The organism is Bradyrhizobium sp. 521_C7_N1_3, from assembly GCF_052075975.1.
GTDB lineage: Bacteria > Pseudomonadota > Alphaproteobacteria > Rhizobiales > Xanthobacteraceae > Bradyrhizobium > Bradyrhizobium japonicum.
Genome location: NZ_CP197232.1, coordinates 1,040,631 through 1,057,401 on the forward strand (window position 1 = coordinate 1,040,631; position 16,771 = coordinate 1,057,401).

At 63.8% G+C, this 16,771-nt stretch carries 9 protein-coding genes; 7 read left to right on the forward strand and 2 right to left on the reverse strand.

Annotation, left to right across the window (positions count from 1 at the left end; all coding sequences use genetic code 11):
• Positions 1–195 precede the first annotated feature (195 nt).
• The 6 genes from AB7008_RS04835 (at position 196) to AB7008_RS04860 (ending at position 7,015) form a co-directional block, all read left to right on the forward strand.
• On the forward strand, positions 196–1,071 hold the full coding sequence (locus AB7008_RS04835; RefSeq protein WP_014498442.1) for a branched-chain amino acid ABC transporter permease: 876 nt from the start codon (positions 196–198) through the stop codon (positions 1,069–1,071).
• 5 nt (positions 1,072–1,076) lie between these two features.
• Positions 1,077–2,228, forward strand: a complete 1,152-nt coding sequence (locus AB7008_RS04840; protein ID WP_441258528.1) for a branched-chain amino acid ABC transporter permease — start codon at positions 1,077–1,079, stop codon at positions 2,226–2,228.
• The gene (locus tag AB7008_RS04845) at positions 2,225–2,983 is read left to right on the forward strand and encodes an ABC transporter ATP-binding protein (RefSeq protein ID WP_014498440.1); all 759 of its coding nucleotides are present in this window, start codon (positions 2,225–2,227) and stop codon (positions 2,981–2,983) included. The genes AB7008_RS04840 and AB7008_RS04845 overlap by 4 nt, the downstream gene beginning before the upstream one ends.
• Positions 2,984–2,986: 3 nt before the next feature.
• Positions 2,987–3,775, forward strand: coding sequence for an ABC transporter ATP-binding protein (locus AB7008_RS04850; RefSeq protein ID WP_248881276.1), 789 nt, complete (start codon positions 2,987–2,989; stop codon positions 3,773–3,775).
• Between the two features lie 120 nt (positions 3,776–3,895).
• Positions 3,896–5,734, forward strand: coding sequence for an AMP-dependent synthetase/ligase (locus AB7008_RS04855; RefSeq protein WP_441258529.1), 1,839 nt, complete (start codon positions 3,896–3,898; stop codon positions 5,732–5,734).
• A gap of 81 nt (positions 5,735–5,815) precedes the next feature.
• Positions 5,816–7,015 carry an ABC transporter substrate-binding protein gene (locus AB7008_RS04860; protein ID WP_441258530.1) on the forward strand — a complete coding sequence of 400 codons (1,200 nt, stop codon included), beginning with the start codon at positions 5,816–5,818 and terminating at the stop codon, positions 7,013–7,015.
• A 198-nt stretch (positions 7,016–7,213) separates the two neighbouring features.
• Here AB7008_RS04860 and AB7008_RS04865 read toward each other — a convergent pair whose 3' ends face one another.
• Positions 7,214–8,338 carry a lysozyme inhibitor LprI family protein gene (locus AB7008_RS04865; protein WP_441258531.1) on the reverse strand — a complete coding sequence of 375 codons (1,125 nt, stop codon included), beginning with the start codon at positions 8,336–8,338 and terminating at the stop codon, positions 7,214–7,216.
• A gap of 178 nt (positions 8,339–8,516) precedes the next feature.
• Positions 8,517–9,248 carry a transglutaminase-like cysteine peptidase gene (locus tag AB7008_RS04870; protein WP_248881280.1) on the reverse strand — a complete coding sequence of 244 codons (732 nt, stop codon included), beginning with the start codon at positions 9,246–9,248 and terminating at the stop codon, positions 8,517–8,519.
• A gap of 619 nt (positions 9,249–9,867) precedes the next feature.
• On the opposite strand from AB7008_RS04870, the gene AB7008_RS04875 reads away from it, so the two are divergent.
• Positions 9,868–16,665 (forward strand): FecR domain-containing protein, encoded by a 6,798-nt coding sequence (locus AB7008_RS04875; RefSeq protein WP_441258532.1) that lies wholly within the window; start codon positions 9,868–9,870, stop codon positions 16,663–16,665.
• The last annotated feature ends 106 nt before the right edge of the window (positions 16,666–16,771 follow it).

Sequence of the window (16,771 nt, forward strand, 5' to 3'; positions counted from 1 at the left end):
TACGGCCCACAAATTCCGCCATCCGGCTGCTACTAATGGCAAGTCACCGTTTGTTGACAGCGCTGGACGGTTCAGGCTGAATTGCCGCCGGGACAAATGGCGCTAACGCGGCGAAACGACCGCGTAGCGACTGGACACAAGATGCAGCAAGGCGGTCGCGAAGAACCGCTGGTTGTATCGGGAGGAAGCGCGGCGATGCTGGATTTCGTTCAGCAGCTGGTCAGCGGTGTTGCGCTCGGCTGCGTCTACGGCCTGATCGCGCTCGGCTTCGTGCTCGTCTACAAGGCCACCGAGGTCGTCAATTTCGCCCAGGGCGATTTGATGATGCTGGGCGGCTTCTTCGCCTTCACCTTCATCGGCATGATGGGATTGAACTACTGGATCGGTTTTGCCGGTGCGGTGGCGGCCATGGCGTTGTTCGGCATGCTGGCGGAGCGCGTGGTGGTGCGGCCGATCCTCGGCTATCCGCAATTCTCCATCATCATGGCCACCATCGGCCTCGGCTATTTCCTGCGCTCGGTCGCCGGGATGATCTGGGGCACCGACGATCTGAAGATCGAGACGCCGTTCAGCCACGGCGTGCTGCGCGTCGGCTCGCTGGTGTTGGCCTACGACAAGCTCTCGGTGATCGCCGCGACGATGATCCTGTGCGCGCTGCTCTGGCTGTTCTTCAACAAGACCACGCTCGGCACCGCGATGCGCGCCAGTTCCGAGAACATGTTGGCGGCCTATTACATGGGCATCCCGGTCAAGCGCGTGGTGTCGGTCGTCTGGGCGATCAGCGCGGCGGTCGCGACCTGCGCCGGCGTGCTGCTGGCGCCGATCACCTTCATCCATTCCAATGTCGGCCTCGTGCTCGGCCTCAAGGCGTTTCCCGCCGCAGTCCTCGGCGGCTTCGGTTCGATCCCGGGCGCAGTCGTCGGCGGCGTGCTGATCGGCGTGATCGAGAGCATGGCCGGCTTCTATCTGGCGGAGGGCTGGAAGGACGTCGCACCCTATCTCGTGCTGCTCGCCGTACTGCTCTTGAAACCTGAAGGCTTGTTCGGCCTCCACGTCCGCAAGAAGGTCTGAACGCCATGCGCTTCCTGTTCAAGACCGACTATGAGGACGATATCAAGCTGTTCCCGCATTCGGGCTATTTCGTCTCCTACGGCATCCTGCTCGCGCTGCTGCTGATCGCGCCCTATGTGCTCTCCAGCTATCTGATGAGCCAGCTCGTCTTCGTCTGCATCTACGCGACGGTTGGCGTCGGCCTCCTGATCCTGACCGGTTTTACCGGGCAAGCCTCGCTCGGCCACGCCGCGTTCCTCGCGATCGGCGCCTACACGGCGGCATACTTGCAGAAATACAACGTGCCGTTCCCGGTCTATTTCCTCGCCGCCGGTGCCCTGACCGGGTTGATCGGCGCGATGGTCGGCTTTCCCGCCCTGCGTCTGACCGGCATCTACCTCGTCATCGCCACCATCTCGTTTGCCCTGATCGTCGAGGAGGTCCTGGCGCGCTGGGAGAGTGTCACCAACGGCAACGAGGGCATGCGGGTCAAGACCCTGTCGCTGCTCGGCGTCACCGTCCCGCGCGACAGCCCGACCTTCTATTTCCTCTGCCTCGCCGTGCTGGTGTTGACCATCGTCGGCACGCTCAACCTGCTGCGCTCGCCGACGGGCCGCGCCTTCGTCGCGATCCGCGACAGCGAGACCGCGGCGCGCAGCATGGGCGTCAACGTCGCGCTGTACAAGGTGAAGTCGTTTGCGATCTCGGCGGCGATCACCGGCTTTGCCGGCGTGCTGTTCGCGCACAAGCTCTCCTTCATCTCGCCGGAGATGTTCACGCTCCAGCTCTCGATCGAGTTCATCATCGTGATCCTGATCGGCGGCACCTTCAGCCTGCACGGCGCGGTGCTGGGCGCGATCTTCATCGTGATGATCGACCCGTTTCTGACCTATCTGAAGGACGATTTGCCCGGCATCATCGCCGGCATTGCCGCGACGTTTGGGGCGGGCCCGGCAACCGCGGGCAATATCCAGTCCAAGGTCGCAGCCTTCGCCTCGCTCAACGGATTGAAGGGCGCGATCTACGGCATCATCATCGTGATGTTCGTGCTGTTCGAACCGCTCGGGCTCTACGGCCGCTGGCTCAAGATCAAGCTCTTCTTCCAGCTGTTCCCGCTCTACAAGCGCGCCACCTTCAAGCGACAGAAGATCTACGTGAAGTCGGAGCGCAACCGATGAGCTATTTTCGGGCGGAGAACCTGTCGCTGCATTTCGGAGGGCTGAAGGCGGTCGATGCGGTGTCCTTCGCGGTCGAGAAGGGCGAGATCCTCTCGATCATCGGACCGAACGGTGCCGGCAAGAGCTCGATCTTCAACCTGATCTCGCGGATCTACCGGCCGACCGCGGGCCGGATCTTCTTCGAAGACCAGGACATCACCGAGCAGCCGCCCTACGACATCGCAAGGCTCGGCATCGCGCGCACCTTCCAGAACATCGAGCTGTTCGAGAACGCGACCGTGCTCTCCAATCTCCTGGTCGGCCGCCACCGTCACTCGACCACCCGGCTCTGGCAGGAACTGCTGTTCCTGCCGAGCGTGCGGGCGAACGAGAAGGTGCATCGCCGCAGGGTCGAGCAGGTGATCGAGTTCCTCGATCTCGAACCCTATCGCGACAAGCTGATCTCCGGCCTGCCCTACGGCGTGCGCAAGGTGATCGAGCTGGCGCGCGCGCTGTGCTCGGAGCCGAAACTGATCCTGCTCGACGAGCCGTCCTCCGGACTGAATGTCGAGGAGACCGGCGACATGTCTTTCTGGATCCGCGACATGAAGAACGAGCTCGGCGTCACCGTGCTGATGGTCGAACACGACATGTCGCTGGTCAACCGCGTCTCCGATCGCGTCATCGCGCTGAACTACGGCCGGGTGCTGGCGATGGGCTCGCCTGCCGAGGTGCAGCAGCATCCCGATGTCGTCGCCGCGTATCTGGGAGCCTGACGCATGGACGCCGCCGTCACGCCCGACATCATCTTAAGGCTTTCCAATATCGAGAGCTATTACGGGCCGATCATGGCGATCCGCGGCATCTCGCTGGAGGTGCCGCGCGGCCGCATCGTCACCCTGCTCGGTGCCAACGGCGCTGGCAAGACCACGGTGCTGAAGACGATCTCGGGCATTCTGGATCCGCAGAAGGGCACGATCGAATTTATGGGCAAGTCGATCCAGCGTATGGAGGCGGACCGGATCGTGCGGTTGGGTCTCAGCCATGTGCCGGAGGGGCGCGAGGTGTTCCCGTTCCTCTCGGTGCGCGAGAACCTGATGATGGGGGCGTATCCGCGCCGGGATCGTGATGGCGTCGCGGAGGATCTGGAGCGCGTCTACGGCTATTTCCCGCGGCTGAAGGAGCGCATCAACCAGCCGGCCGGCCAGCTTTCCGGCGGCGAGCAGCAGATGCTCGCGATCGGACGCGCGCTGATGAACCGGCCGACCTTGCTGCTGCTCGACGAGCCCTCGCTCGGCCTGTCGCCGCTGCTGGTGAAGGAGATTTTCACCATCATCCGCCGCGTCAACGAGGAGCAGGGCATGTCGATCCTGCTGGTCGAGCAGAATGCCAAGGTGGCGCTGGAGACGGCGCATTACGGCTACGTGCTGGAGATCGGCCGCGTCGTGATGAACGACAGCTGCGACCGCTTGATGCATTCCCAGGACATCCAGGAATTCTACCTTGGCGCCAAGGAGGCGGGCGCACGAGGCGAGCGGCGCTGGAAAAAGAAGAAGACTTGGCGCTAGGAGACTTGGCGCTGAAGACTTGGCGCCAGGGGAAAGGCATTAAATGGATTGGCCCATCCGCAACGACAGACCGCCGGCAAGGCAGGCAGCGGAGGGGAGAGCGACAAGGAGGAGACGCGCATGGCCCGCCCGGCGGTGCTGACGGTCGCTGATACGATCGCGAAGAGCTTCTTGCGCGCCGCCGAGACGCGGGGCGACAGGCCGGCTATTCGCGAGAAGAAATTCGGCATCTGGCAGCCGACCAGCTGGCGCGAGTGGCTGGAGATCTCGAAGGAGATCGCCTACGCCCTTCGCGCCTCCGGCTTTCTGCCCGGCGACGTCGCCTCCGTCATCGCCAATGCCGTGCCGGAATGGGTTCATGCCGACATGGGCATTTTGTGCGCCGGCGGTGTTTCCTCCGGAATCTATCCGACCGATGCATCGTCCCAGGTCGAATATCTGGTCAACGATTCCCGGACCAAGGTGATCTTCGCCGAGGACGAGGAGCAACTCGACAAGGTGCTCGCCTGCCGCGCGCGCTGTCCGTCCCTGCAAAAGATCATCGTGTTCGACATGGAGGGCCTCAGCGGCTTCTTCGACGACATGGTGATGTCGCTCGACGAGTTCCGTGCACTCGGTCGCAACCACATGGTCGGCCGTGAGGCGTTGTGGCAGGAGATGATCGACAGCCGCGGCGCGGACGACCTTGTCATCCTCGTCTACACCTCGGGCACCACCGGCCCGCCCAAGGGCGCGATGCACGCGAACCGCAGCGTCACGCACCAGATGCGGCATGCCAACGATTTCATCTCGGCGCGGGAGGACGAAGACCGGCTGATCTTCCTTCCGCTCTGCCACGTCGCCGAGCGGGTCGCCGGCTACTACATCTCGGTCGCACTCGGCTCGGTGATGAATTTCGCCGAGAGCCCGGAGACGGTGCCGGACAATCTGCGCGAGGTGCAGCCGACCGTCTTCTTTGCGGTGCCTCGGATCTGGGAGAAGTTCTATTCCGCGATCACCATCGCGCTGAAGGACGCGACGCCGCTCCAGCAATGGGTCTATCGCCGCGCCATCGACATCGGCTATCGCATGGTCGATTGCCGGATCGAGGGCAGGGTGCCGCCGCTCTCGCTGCGCATCGCCAACAGCATCGCCTACCGGCTCGCGTTCCGCAACATCCGCCGCATGATGGGGCTCGACCGCTGCCGCATCGCGTTCACCGGCGCTGCGCCGATCGCGCCAGAGCTGATCCGCTGGTATCTCGCGCTCGGCATCGACATGCACGAGGTCTATGGCCAGACCGAGAATTGCGGCGTCGCGACCATGATGCCGGCGGAACGCATCAAGTTCGGCTCGGTCGGCACTGCCGTATCCTGGGGCGAGGTCGCGCTGTCGCCCGATGGCGAGATCCTGATCAAGGGCGACTTCCTGTTCATGGGCTATCTGAATCAGCCTGAGAAGACCGCCGAGACCATCGACCATCGAGGCTGGCTGCACACCGGCGACGTCGGCGCCATCGATAACGAAGGTTTTGTCCGCATCACCGACCGGATGAAGGACATCATCATCACCTCCGGCGGAAAGAACGTGACGCCGTCCGAGATCGAGAACCAGCTCAAATTCTCGCCCTACATCTCGGATGCCGTGGTGATCGGCGACAAGCGGCCCTATCTGACCTGCCTCGTGATGATCGACCAGGAGAATGTCGAGAAATTCGCCCAGGACCACGACATCCCCTTCACCAACTATGCGAGCCTGTGCCGCGCGGCGGAGATCCAGGACCTGATCTGGCGCGAGATCGAAGGCGTCAACGGCAATTTCGCCCGCGTCGAGACCATCAAGAGATTTTACCTGATCGAGCGCCAGCTGACCCCGGAGGACGAGGAGCTGACGCCGACCATGAAGCTGAAGCGCGGCTTCGTGAACAAGCGCTACGCTGCCGAAATCGAGGCGATGTATCGCCAGCGCGCGGTGGCGTGACGAGCCTGCCAGTTCGAGAAAGCGAAGGAGCTGTGGCCCCCGCCCTTCGCGCCATACGGGCCCAAAGGAGAGGAGACGTCAATGTCGAAATCGTTCAGCACGTTCGGCCTTGCTGTGAGTGCGGTGGTGCTCACATGTCTGCCGGCCGTGGCGCAAACCAAGGTCACTAACGAAGGCATCTCGGCATCCGAGATCGTCATCGGCACTCATCAGGACCTGTCGGGGCCGATCAAGGGCTGGGGCGTGCCGGTTGCAAACGGCATGAAGATGGCGACCGACGAGATCAATGCGGCGGGTGGCATCAACGGCCGCAAGGTTCGACTGGTCGTCGAGGACAGCGGGTACGACCCGAAAAGGGCTGTGCTGGCTTCGCAAAAGCTGATCGAGCGTGACAAGATCTTCGCGATGGTGGGGCCAATGGGATCGCCGACCGTGCTCGCCGCGCAGGACATCCTGTTCGACGCCGGCGTGCTGCAGCTCTTCCCGCTGACGGCGGCCGAGTTCACCTTCAAGTTCGATCCGGCCAAGCCGCAGGAGCGACTGAAGTTCAACAATCTGCTGCCCTATGTCGAAAGCACGCGGGCCGCGCTGAAATACATGATGGAGTGGAAGAAGTTCCAGAAGCCCTGCATCATGCATCAGGACGACGAGTACGGTAAGAACGTGCTCGACGGCTTCAACCAGCAGCTCACCGCCATGAAGGTGCAGCCGGCCTCGGTCACGAGCTACAAGCGCGGCGCTTCCGATTTCAGCGCGCAGGTCGCCAAGATGAAGTCCGACGGCTGCGATCTCGTCTTGCTCGGCACCATCCTCCGCGAGACCATCGGCGCGATGACGGAAGCCAAGAAGCTCGGTTGGGACGTAACCTTCCTGGGCGCCTCGCCGACCAACGTGCAGGAAGTTCCAACGTTGGGCAAGGACTCTGTTGAAGGGCTCTATGCAGCGAGCCTCTTCGAGATTCCCTACGAGGACAGCGCCAAGGGCAAGGTGAAGGACTGGCTGGTCAACTACAAGAAGATGTTCAACTCCGACGCCAACACGCAGGCGATCATCGGCTACAACGCGATGATGACCTTCGCCTTCTATGCCGACAAGGCGGGCAAGGATCTGACCGGACAGAAGATGCTGGACTCGCTGGAGTCGGGCGAGAAATTCCTCGACATCTTCAACTCGCCCCCGACGAAGTTCTCCAAGACCGACCACCTCGCCAACACCATCACCCAGGTGCAGCAGGTCAAGGGCGGCCGCTGGGTGCTGGTGAAGGACAATCTGATGTTTTGATCTGGCTTACCCTCCCCTGGAGGGGGAGGGTCGATCGCGCAAAGCGCGAGCGGGGTGGGGTGATCTCTCAACACGGGCAGCGCCCGATGTGGAGAGACCGTCACCCCACCCCGCTACGCATTCCGCTTCGCTACATGCGTAACGACCCACGGGCGAGCTTCGCTCGTCCCGGACCCCTCCAGGGGAGGGTAAGAGCCCCTACGATCCCCCGCCCGCCGTCCCCGAATTCACCGGCGCGAGCTCGTCTTCCCGGCAGCGCCAGCCGTCGGCGGCTTTCACGAAGGCGAAGGTCCGCTGGATTCTCAGGCGGCGCGTGACGTTGAAGGCCTCGCCGGATCGCTCCTTGCTGCCGGCGCCGGGCTGCGGACGGCCCGTCCTGGGGTCCCAGCAGGTGCCGGTGCAGGTGGAAGCGACCTTGCTGCACATGGTGAAGGGCGCCAGCACGACCATCTCGATCTCGCCCGTGACCTGCGCCTCCTGGTCGGTCACCTGGCTGTCGACCGCGTAGACGCGGTTGATGCGGAGGAAATTGCCGCACGAATTGGCGGCGTGAATCCGCGCGGCGCAGAAATCGACGGCATCGGTGTCGGGCGAGCGGGCCGCGACCTGCCGGCCGAACACTTTCTTCGGATCGCCCTTGGCGGCGGCGATCTCCTCGGTCTTGCGCTTCAGATGGACGGCGAGACAATCTTCCGCGGACGAAAGCTCGGCAAGCGGCACGTTCTCCTTGCCGACGAGATTGCACTTGCGATCGCGCTCCCTCGTCCATCGGCCGTATTCGGCGAAGGCAAAGCGGGCTGCGGTCGGGTCCAGCCTGCCGATCAGGCCCAGCACCTGGCTGTTGAGCTCGGTTTCGGTGAGCGCCAGCGACGGGTCCGCACAGATCAGCGCGCCCGCGGCGGTGTTGGCCGCGAGACAGTCGAAATCGGGATCACGCACGATTGCGGCGCGCTCTTCGGTGACCTTGAGAAGGCACGCCTTCACGCGGTCGAAATCGTCGGCGCGGATCGCGGTCTGGCCGACGATGCCGCAGCCGAGGTTGCGCTGTCGGATCCAGATCGCATTCTCCTCGATCGCGGGCAGGCGATCGGGCAGGCGGGCGAGCCGTGCCTCGATCGCCGCGCCGAGCTTTTCGGCGGCGGCGGCCAGCTCGGCGTCACCGCAGATCAATTGATTGCCGGGATCGCGGATCTGCTGGCAGTTGTTTCGGGCAAACAGCGGCAGCCTGTCGGCGATGGAGCGGTCGGATGGGCCCGATTGCGCGGAGCCTGGTGCCGCCGGCAATACCAGCAGCGCAAGCACAGACAGCACGATGAACCGCATTCCAGTCGCCCCCGCAAAGGCGCCATGCTAGCGCCCCGGATCGCGCGGCGAAACGGCTTTGTGGGGAAGGTCTATGTGAGATCGGTAGCCCGGATGAAGCGCAAGCGTAATCCGGGGCCGGTGCAAGATGCGATGGCGGTCCCGGATTTCGCTTCGCTCCATCCGGGCTACAAGAAGATCAGTGCGCCTCGGGCGCGACCATCGACAACCGCACGGGTTCGTCGACATATTTCATCACGGCCGACTGGTAGAGCACGAACAGCGGTTGGTAGGTCTGGGCCGCGTCGTCCTCGACCATCGCCATGCGGCGGTTGTCGAGCATCAGCCAGTGGCCGTCGAGCTTTGCTGCGGCGACCGCATGCTCTTCGCCGGCCCTGACGTCACGCACCACGACGATGCGGAGGTCCTCATTGGCGACGCCGGCGAGCCGCAGCGCGGCCAGCTTGGCGATGGCAAAGTCTTCGCAATCGCCGGCGCCCCGCGCGAAGGTCGCGAGCGGCGAGCTCCAGACGTCGTCGGCGCCGTCATTGGCGGCCCGGATGGCAAGATTGATGGCGCGATTGGTCTCGCCAAGCTTCGCGCGGCCGTCACGGCTGCGGGCCTGGTCGACGATGGCGATCAGCTTGAGCGCCGCGGGCGACGCGCAATTGTCCCGGTCGCCATCGCACAGCGCGAGCTGCACCATGTCGTCGTCGAGCTTCTGCTTCAGCGCGAACCATTTCTGCTGGAGGCTGCCGGACGAGATGGCGAAGGCGAACACGCCGAACGGCTCGGCGGATTTGCGCACGAGGACGCCGGCTCCAGGCGACAGCAGCGTGCCGGCGCGGAGCTCGGCGGCCGATCCGAACAGGATCAATCCGCACAGCACAAGGACAGCGCGCCAGGCGCGCGAGCGAGCAGCGGTCTCCATCTGACATCCCCTTCCGGCTTCGCCAGGTCCCCCTCGACCTGGTTGTGCCGGGCTTTGTTGCTTTCGCGGAGATAGTGCGAGACGGGCCGTTTTGTTCTGCTTAATGCGCCCGACAGGGCTCCCAAAACCGTGGGACAGGCTGAAACGGGCCTGTGCAAATTGCGTAAAATTTTACGATTCGCCGGCTAGGACCGGCTCCGTCGCCGCGAAATGGAACCAATTGCAGGCCGAAGTTGCGGGAGGGCTGATTCTACCGCTTATGGCTAACAGCCCGCTATTTCACGGGTTCTGTTAGTTGGGTCACAGATTCTGCCCCGTATTTGCCGCAGGATGCTGCGGGGCACTACGAACAAAAGATGACACAAGTATCCGTCGTTCGACTTAGACGACTGATTACTTTGGATGACTGGAAATGCGTGAAAAGAAGCCGAAAACCGACCTCGGAATATTTCAAGAATTACTTTGGCTTCTCTGTGAATGCGCCGATATTGGGGGACTCCTCCAGCCAAGTGATGCGAATCACACAAGCAATTGATGGTTTCGCTAAGGACTTGGTAATGCTATCCAAGCTTAGGCGGTCGTTACTTACTTAGATTTTAACCCTTTTCGCGGTGCCCGGTTGAATTACGCTGGCAAATTTGACGCCACGATTCCCCTTGATGGCGAGGGTTCCCGCTCGGCCGCGGACGCTTATGTCGATTCCTTTGCGGCCAAGACTTTTGTCGCCAAGCCTTTTATCGCGAAGCCGCACGGTCACGTGCCCGACGGTACGTTCGTTGTTCCCGATGCCAACCTGATCTTCAATGGCGAGTTCAAGCGCGCAGGTCTCGACCTCGTGCTGTCCCACGAGGGGCATGAGTTCGTCGTTCACGATTATTTCAAGGGCGACAAGCGCGCAGCGATCGCCTCGCCCGATGGCGCCCACCTCACCGGCGACGTCGTCAACGCGCTCACCGGCCATGTGCAATATGCGCAGGCCGCGCCCGGCATCGCCGCCGCGCAGGTCATCGGCCACGTCACGAAACTCTCCGGCAGCGCGACCGCGATCCGCAACGGCGTCTCGGTCACCCTGAACAACGGCGACAATGTCGAGAAGGGCGATGTGGTCTCGACCGGTGCGGATTCGACGCTCGGCATCACCTTCATCGACGGCACCGTGTTCGGCCTGTCCTCCAATGCGCGGATGGTGCTGAACGAGATGGTCTACGACCCCAACGGGTCGAGCAATTCCTCGCTGCTGAGTCTGGTCGCGGGCACCATCACTTTCGTCGCCGGCGAGACCGCCAAGCACGGCGACATGAAGATCGACACGCCGGTCGCCACCATGGGCATCCGCGGCACGGCGGTGCTGACCCAGATCAACTTCGTCGTTCCCGCCGGCGGCGGCGATCCGCAGCCGCAGGCGAGCTTCCAGGTGCTGGTCGAGCCGAACGGCACGACGGGCTCCTACATCCTGTTCGACAAGGTCACGCTGCTGCCGATCGCGACGGTCAACCAGGCCGGCCAGATGATCCAGATTAGCGGTGGCAATGTCTCGATCACCAACGGGCTGCTGTCGCCGGACGTGCAGAAGCTGATCACGGACGTGTTCACGCTGAAGTTCACCGACAACAACACCAACACCAAGCTGACCACGAACTTCACCGACACGATCACGCAGACCAGCGACGGCCTGGTGATCAAGACGCCGGCCGGCTACGTCGCGACCGCGTTCTTCGTCAACCTCAGTCAGCAGGGATCGCAGGGGTCCGGCGATCACACGGCGCCTTTCAACCGTTACCCCGGCAAGCCTCTGTCTCAGAGCCTCGATCTCAACGGCAATGTGAAGACGGCGTTCGCGCTGACCGAGCGCGCGGACACGACCGGCGACGCGACGCATTCCGACACGATCTCCGGCCGCATCACCTTCGTCGACCAGAACCTGGGCGATCGGCCGACGGTGAGCATAAGCCTCGCCGAAGCGCCGAACTACGTCTACAAGAGTGCCGGCCAGGACGTCACCAGCGCGCTCTCCGCGCTCCAGAAGCAGGATATCGCGGCGACGCAGATCCAGATCAGCGTCGTCGCCGATGCTGGCAACAACAACAACGGCTCGGCGGTCTGGACCTACACGGTCCCCGACCACGTCTTCGACTTCCTCGCGGCCGGCGAAACGCTGACGCTGACCTACATGGTCCGCGTCGACAACAATTTCGCGGTCAGCCCCGAGACCACCGTCATCCCGATCACCATCACGATCACCGGCACCAACGACAAGCCGGTGATCACGACCAGCGTTCCGACCATTACCTTCGAAGGCGGCACCAGCGTGCCGGGCGGACCGCTCATCAGCGATGTGCCGACGACGGGCACGCTGAGCTTCAACGACGTCGATCTCACCGACAAGCATACGGTGTCGGTGGCGCTGACCAGCGCGACCCTGCCTGATGGCACCGTTCCGCCGGGCCCGCTCGCTGCGTTCCAGAGCGCGATGTCGGTCGCGATCGCGGCGGGCGCCGACAGCACCGGGGACGGCACCGGCACCATCAACTGGTCGCTGGCCGATCTGCCGGTCTATCTCGCCGACTTCATCCCGAAGGGTGAGGTGCTGACGCTGGTCTACACCGTGACGCTGACGGATTCGCAAGGCGCGACCTCGCAGCAGACCATCACCGTCACCATCACCGGCACCGACGCGCCCGCGGTGGTGTGGATCGCAACCGACAAGGCCGGGGCTCCCTCTGGCGGCTTCTGGAAGGACGCGGCGAACTGGGCAACCGGTACGGTCCCGACCATCAATGACGACGTCATCGTCATCACCGATCAGCTGCACGGCCTGACGCCGTCCTATCCGGTGACGATCGACACCGCGGCCTACGCCAAGTCGCTGACGATGAACGATTTCGGTGGCCCGCCGCCGAAGGTGATCGTGCAGAGCTCGCTGACGATATCAGGTGCGCTCAACATGGGCGCCGATTCGATCCTCCCGACCGCCGCGACCGGAACGATGTCGGTCGGCGGCAAGGCCGAGATTCTGGGTACGAGCGTGCTCACCAATGCCGGCTATCTGACGCTCGCGGGCGGCGGCGATTTCGCCAGCGGCACCACGATCACCAATTCCGGCACGATCGAGCTGTCCGGCGGCACGCTGAAGACGCTCGCCACGATCCACAATGCCGGCGGCTTGCTGAAGGCCGATGCCGGCTCGACGCTGATCGTCGATACCGCGACGGTCGATGGCGGCACCGTCAGCATTTTAGGTACGCTGGAGCTCGACGGCATCAGCCTGATCGAGAACGGCACGCTGAACAATTCCGGCACCGTCAACGTCAAGGGTACGGTCGAGTTCGCCCACGAGACCGTGTCCAACACCGCGGCCGGTGTGATCGAGGTGCTGGCCAACGGTTGGCTGACGATCCATCAGGGCTCCAGCGTTATCAATGACGGCCAGATCACGGTCGATGCCAGCGGCAAGCTGATCGTCAGCAATGCGACCATCGACGGAGCTGGTGAGGTGATCGGCACCATCGGCGGTGATGACGAGGGGGGCCCCGTCCTCAACGCCGGCATTCGCGGCGCAGGCACGATTACCAACAACGGCGAGATCGATCTGATCGGCGATGCCGTCCTGAGCGGCGGCATTCTGAACAACAACGCCGTCTTCAAGGTGAGCGGTGCGCGCAATGCGCTCAGCGATGAGACCGTCATAAATGCCGGCATCATCGAAGTGCTCGCCAACGGCGCGCTCACGATCGATCAGGGCTCGACCGTCGACAATTCGAGCGGCGACGTCATCGTCGACGGCAGTGCCGCGCTGACGCTGGACTATGCCACGATCAGCGGCGGCGCCATCAAGGGCGCCGGCGCGATCGACGTCACCGGCGCCAGCAAGATCGACAACGGGGCTACGGTCAGCATCAGCGCCCTCACGGTCGAGAGCGACGTCACGCTGACGCTCGACGACGCGACCGTTTCGGGCACCGCGATCGTCAATCACGGCACCGTCAATGTCGATGCGGGCAAGAAGCTGACGTTGAACGGTGCGAGCCTGGCCGGCGGCACGCTCACCATCGCCGGCACGCTGGAATCGACCGGCGCGAGCGCCATCGACAACGCCGACGTCGACAACACCGGCACGATCTCCGTCACCAGCGGCACGCTGACGATCGATCCCGGCATCCTCCACGCCATCACCAATCACGGTCTGATCGAGGCAGTGACCGGCGCCACGCTGAAGCTCACGGCCGCCACCGTCGCCAACGCCGGCGGCATCATCTCGGTCGACGGCGCGTCAAAACTCTATCTGACCGACGTTTCGATCAATGGCGGCAGCGTGACCAATGCCGGCAATCTCTACAGCGTCGCCGGCCTCAACACGATCACGGGCGACGTCACCAACACCGGCACCATCGAAGTCCAGAGCGGCACGCTCAACCTGTCCGGCGGCGTCACCGGCGCGGGCACGCTGATCATCGACGATAACACGACGCTGGAGCTCGGTGGTGCAGACGCGCAGACCGTCACCTTCGCCGGCGGCACCAATACGCTCGAGATCGACAAGACGAGCCATGCCTTTACCGGCACCATCACCGGTCAGGCGACGACCGGCGGCACCTTCACGGTCACCGGCGATGCCGACATCAATTCGGGCAAGGGCGACGCGCTCGACTTCACCGCTTCGGGCGGGACGATCGGCAATCGCGGCAACATCGTACTGACCCCGAGCGGTACGCTGACCGGCGCGACCAACGGCATCGTCGTCACTCAGAACGGCATCGGCGACATCTCGCTGACGACGTCAGGCGACATCACCGGCCAGACCGGCAACGGCATCGTGCTGCATGACGGCGCGAACGGCGCAGGCGATATCACGGCGACGATCGGCGGCGGCGTTTCCGGCGCGGTCGGTCTCGACATCGTCTCCCATGGCAACGGCGCAGTCACCGTCACCAACAACGGGCACATCACCGGCACGACCTCGTTCGGCATCAATGTCGACCAGGACGATGCGGGCGCGGCCGGCTCGACGCACATCACCAACGCCGGCTCCGTGGTCGGCGCCGATGGCGTCGCTGCGATCTCCATCCAGGAGAACGGCACCGGCGTTGCGACGATCGACAATTCCGGCACCATCGGGCCAGTCGCCGCGAACGTGACCTCATCGACCTATGCGATCGTCGAGACTGGCGGCGAGATCACGATCAACAACACCGGCCACATCAACGGCAACATCTCGGTCGCCACCGCCACATTCAATAACAATGCAGGCGGCACCTGGACGGTCGCCGGCAGCGGCGTGTTCGGCGATGCGTCCTCGATCGTCAACCACGGCGACATCAATCTGCACGGGGCCTCCATTTCCGGGGCCGGGCTGAGCATCGAAAATTATGCGACCATCGATAGCTGGGGCACGGCGTCGATCTCGGGCACCATCACCAATACCGGAACCATCGAGGTCCATGGCGGGGACCTGACGCTGTTCGGCTCGCTGTCGGGCACCGGGTCGGTCACCGTCGATGCCGGCGCGCTGTTGACGCTCGAGGGTACGGTTTCGCAGACGATCACGCTCGCCGGCGACGGCGCCCATCTTCAGATTGATACGTCGACGTTTGGCGGATCGATCGCGGCGCTGTCCGCGACCGACACGATCGACCTGTCCACCATCAAGTACGGGTCCGACACCAGCGCCGTCTATGTCGCCAATGCCGATCCTGCGACCGGCGGTGTGCTGACGGTCACCGGTGACGACGGCCAGAGCATCAGCCTGAAGCTGACCGGCGCCGACTACAGCCACGCGCATTTCGCCGGCAGCGATGACGGCACCGGCCACACGCTGATCACGATCCATGCGGACGACGATGCGCCGACATTCACCACCACGGATGCGGCGCAGCTGACCGCAAGCTTCTCCGAGCAGCCCGATACCACCGGGTCCTCGACGCTCGACCCGTCGCCGGCCGCGACCGGCTCGATCGACTTCAAGGACATCGACCTGACCGACCGGCCGACGGTGACGAAGGTCGACCAGGACGTGACCTGGCTCGACGGCGCCACCGACCTCACCGCGTCGCTCACGGCCGACGAGACCGCCGCGTTGAAGAACGCGCTGACGTATCAGCTGACCGGCAAGAACAACGGTACCGTCACCTGGCACTACTCGATCGCCGACAACGCGCTCGATTTCCTCGGCCAGGACCAGACGGCGAAGGTCGTGTCCACCATCACGCTCGATGATGGCCGGGGCGAGACCGCCACGACCGACGTCACCATCACGATCACCGGCAAGAACGACGCGCCGACGCTGGACAGCGCGACGCTGGCCGCCGTCGCCGGCAACGACAGCGATCCGGCTGGCAGCAAGATCCGCGATCTCTTCACGAACAAGTTCCATGACGTCGACACTGGCGCGACCTTCAAGGCCATCGCGGTGACGTCGGACGCCGCGACCGCCGACCAGGGCGTCTGGCAGTACAAGGTTGGCGGCTGCTGGGTCGATGTCGACTCGGTCGGTGATGCGAATGCGCTCGTGCTGAGCTCCGCTACGCTGATCCGTTTCGTGCCTGCCGACGGATTCAGCGGCGAGCCTGGCGCGCTGGGCGTCCACGCCCTCGACGACACCTATACAGGCGCCATCACCACCGCTGGCTCGACGGCGACGATCGATCTCACCGCGACGGGCACCGGCGGCACCACGTCGATCTCGCACGACATCACCACCATCGGCACGAGCGTGACGCCTGCCATCGGCCCGGTCATCAATACCGAGAGCTTCCACGTCGAGCACATCCGCGAGAACAGCAACGATATCATCACCGATCTGGTGGTCACCGATACCGATTCAGGCGCGGCGACGGACATCTTCACCGTCACGGTGTCGACCTTGCATCCGGATACCAGCAGCGTCAGTGTATATACGACGACGGGCTCGCTCGAGCAGATCAACACCGGCCTCGCAGAAGGTGCCGGCATCACCTACGACCCGACAGGCGCCAGCACCGAGCAGTATCCGCAGCCGCCCGCGACGGACAAGATCACGGTGACCGTTGCCGACTCGACCGGCCATTCCGACACCGTGAACTTCATCTTCGTCGAGAGCGCCAACAGCCAGGGCATCCGCCTGGAGGGCACCGACGGCAAGGACGTGATCTTCGCCACCGAGTCGAGCGACACGCTTATCGGCGGCGGCGCCAAGGACCAGTTCGTGTTCGCGCCGACGTCGTCGCAGTCCGCGGTCCAGCACAGCGTCGACGATTTCGAGGTCGGCCTCGACAAGATCGACCTGCGGCAATTCGGCGGCATCAGCTCGCTGGACGACGTCAATATCGCTCCGCAATCGGGCGACGCCCTGATCACGCTGGACAACCACGAGACGATCCTGCTGAAGAACGTAATCGCGCAAAATCTGAAGGCCAGCGATTTCATCTTCCACATCACCTGATCGCCGCCCGGGCCTCCTGGCGGCCGGCTCGCAGCTTGACCGCGGTAAAAAATCCATAATCCTCAACCGCCGGGGAATAGCCAATCGCCCGCGGACGCTCCATGAT

Excerpts from the sequence above, each read along its gene's own strand:
- AB7008_RS04835 (WP_014498442.1), top strand. The coding sequence starts at position 196 with ATGCTGGATTTCGTTCAGCAGCTGGTCAGCGGTGTTGCGCTCGGCTGC.
- AB7008_RS04840 (WP_441258528.1), top strand. The coding sequence starts at position 1,077 with ATGCGCTTCCTGTTCAAGACCGACTATGAGGACGATATCAAGCTGTTC.
- AB7008_RS04845 (WP_014498440.1), top strand. The coding sequence starts at position 2,225 with ATGAGCTATTTTCGGGCGGAGAACCTGTCGCTGCATTTCGGAGGGCTG.
- AB7008_RS04850 (WP_248881276.1), top strand. The coding sequence starts at position 2,987 with ATGGACGCCGCCGTCACGCCCGACATCATCTTAAGGCTTTCCAATATC.
- AB7008_RS04855 (WP_441258529.1), top strand. The coding sequence starts at position 3,896 with ATGGCCCGCCCGGCGGTGCTGACGGTCGCTGATACGATCGCGAAGAGC.
- AB7008_RS04860 (WP_441258530.1), top strand. The coding sequence starts at position 5,816 with ATGTCGAAATCGTTCAGCACGTTCGGCCTTGCTGTGAGTGCGGTGGTG.
- AB7008_RS04865 (WP_441258531.1), bottom strand. The coding sequence starts at position 8,338 with ATGCGGTTCATCGTGCTGTCTGTGCTTGCGCTGCTGGTATTGCCGGCG.
- AB7008_RS04870 (WP_248881280.1), bottom strand. The coding sequence starts at position 9,248 with ATGGAGACCGCTGCTCGCTCGCGCGCCTGGCGCGCTGTCCTTGTGCTG.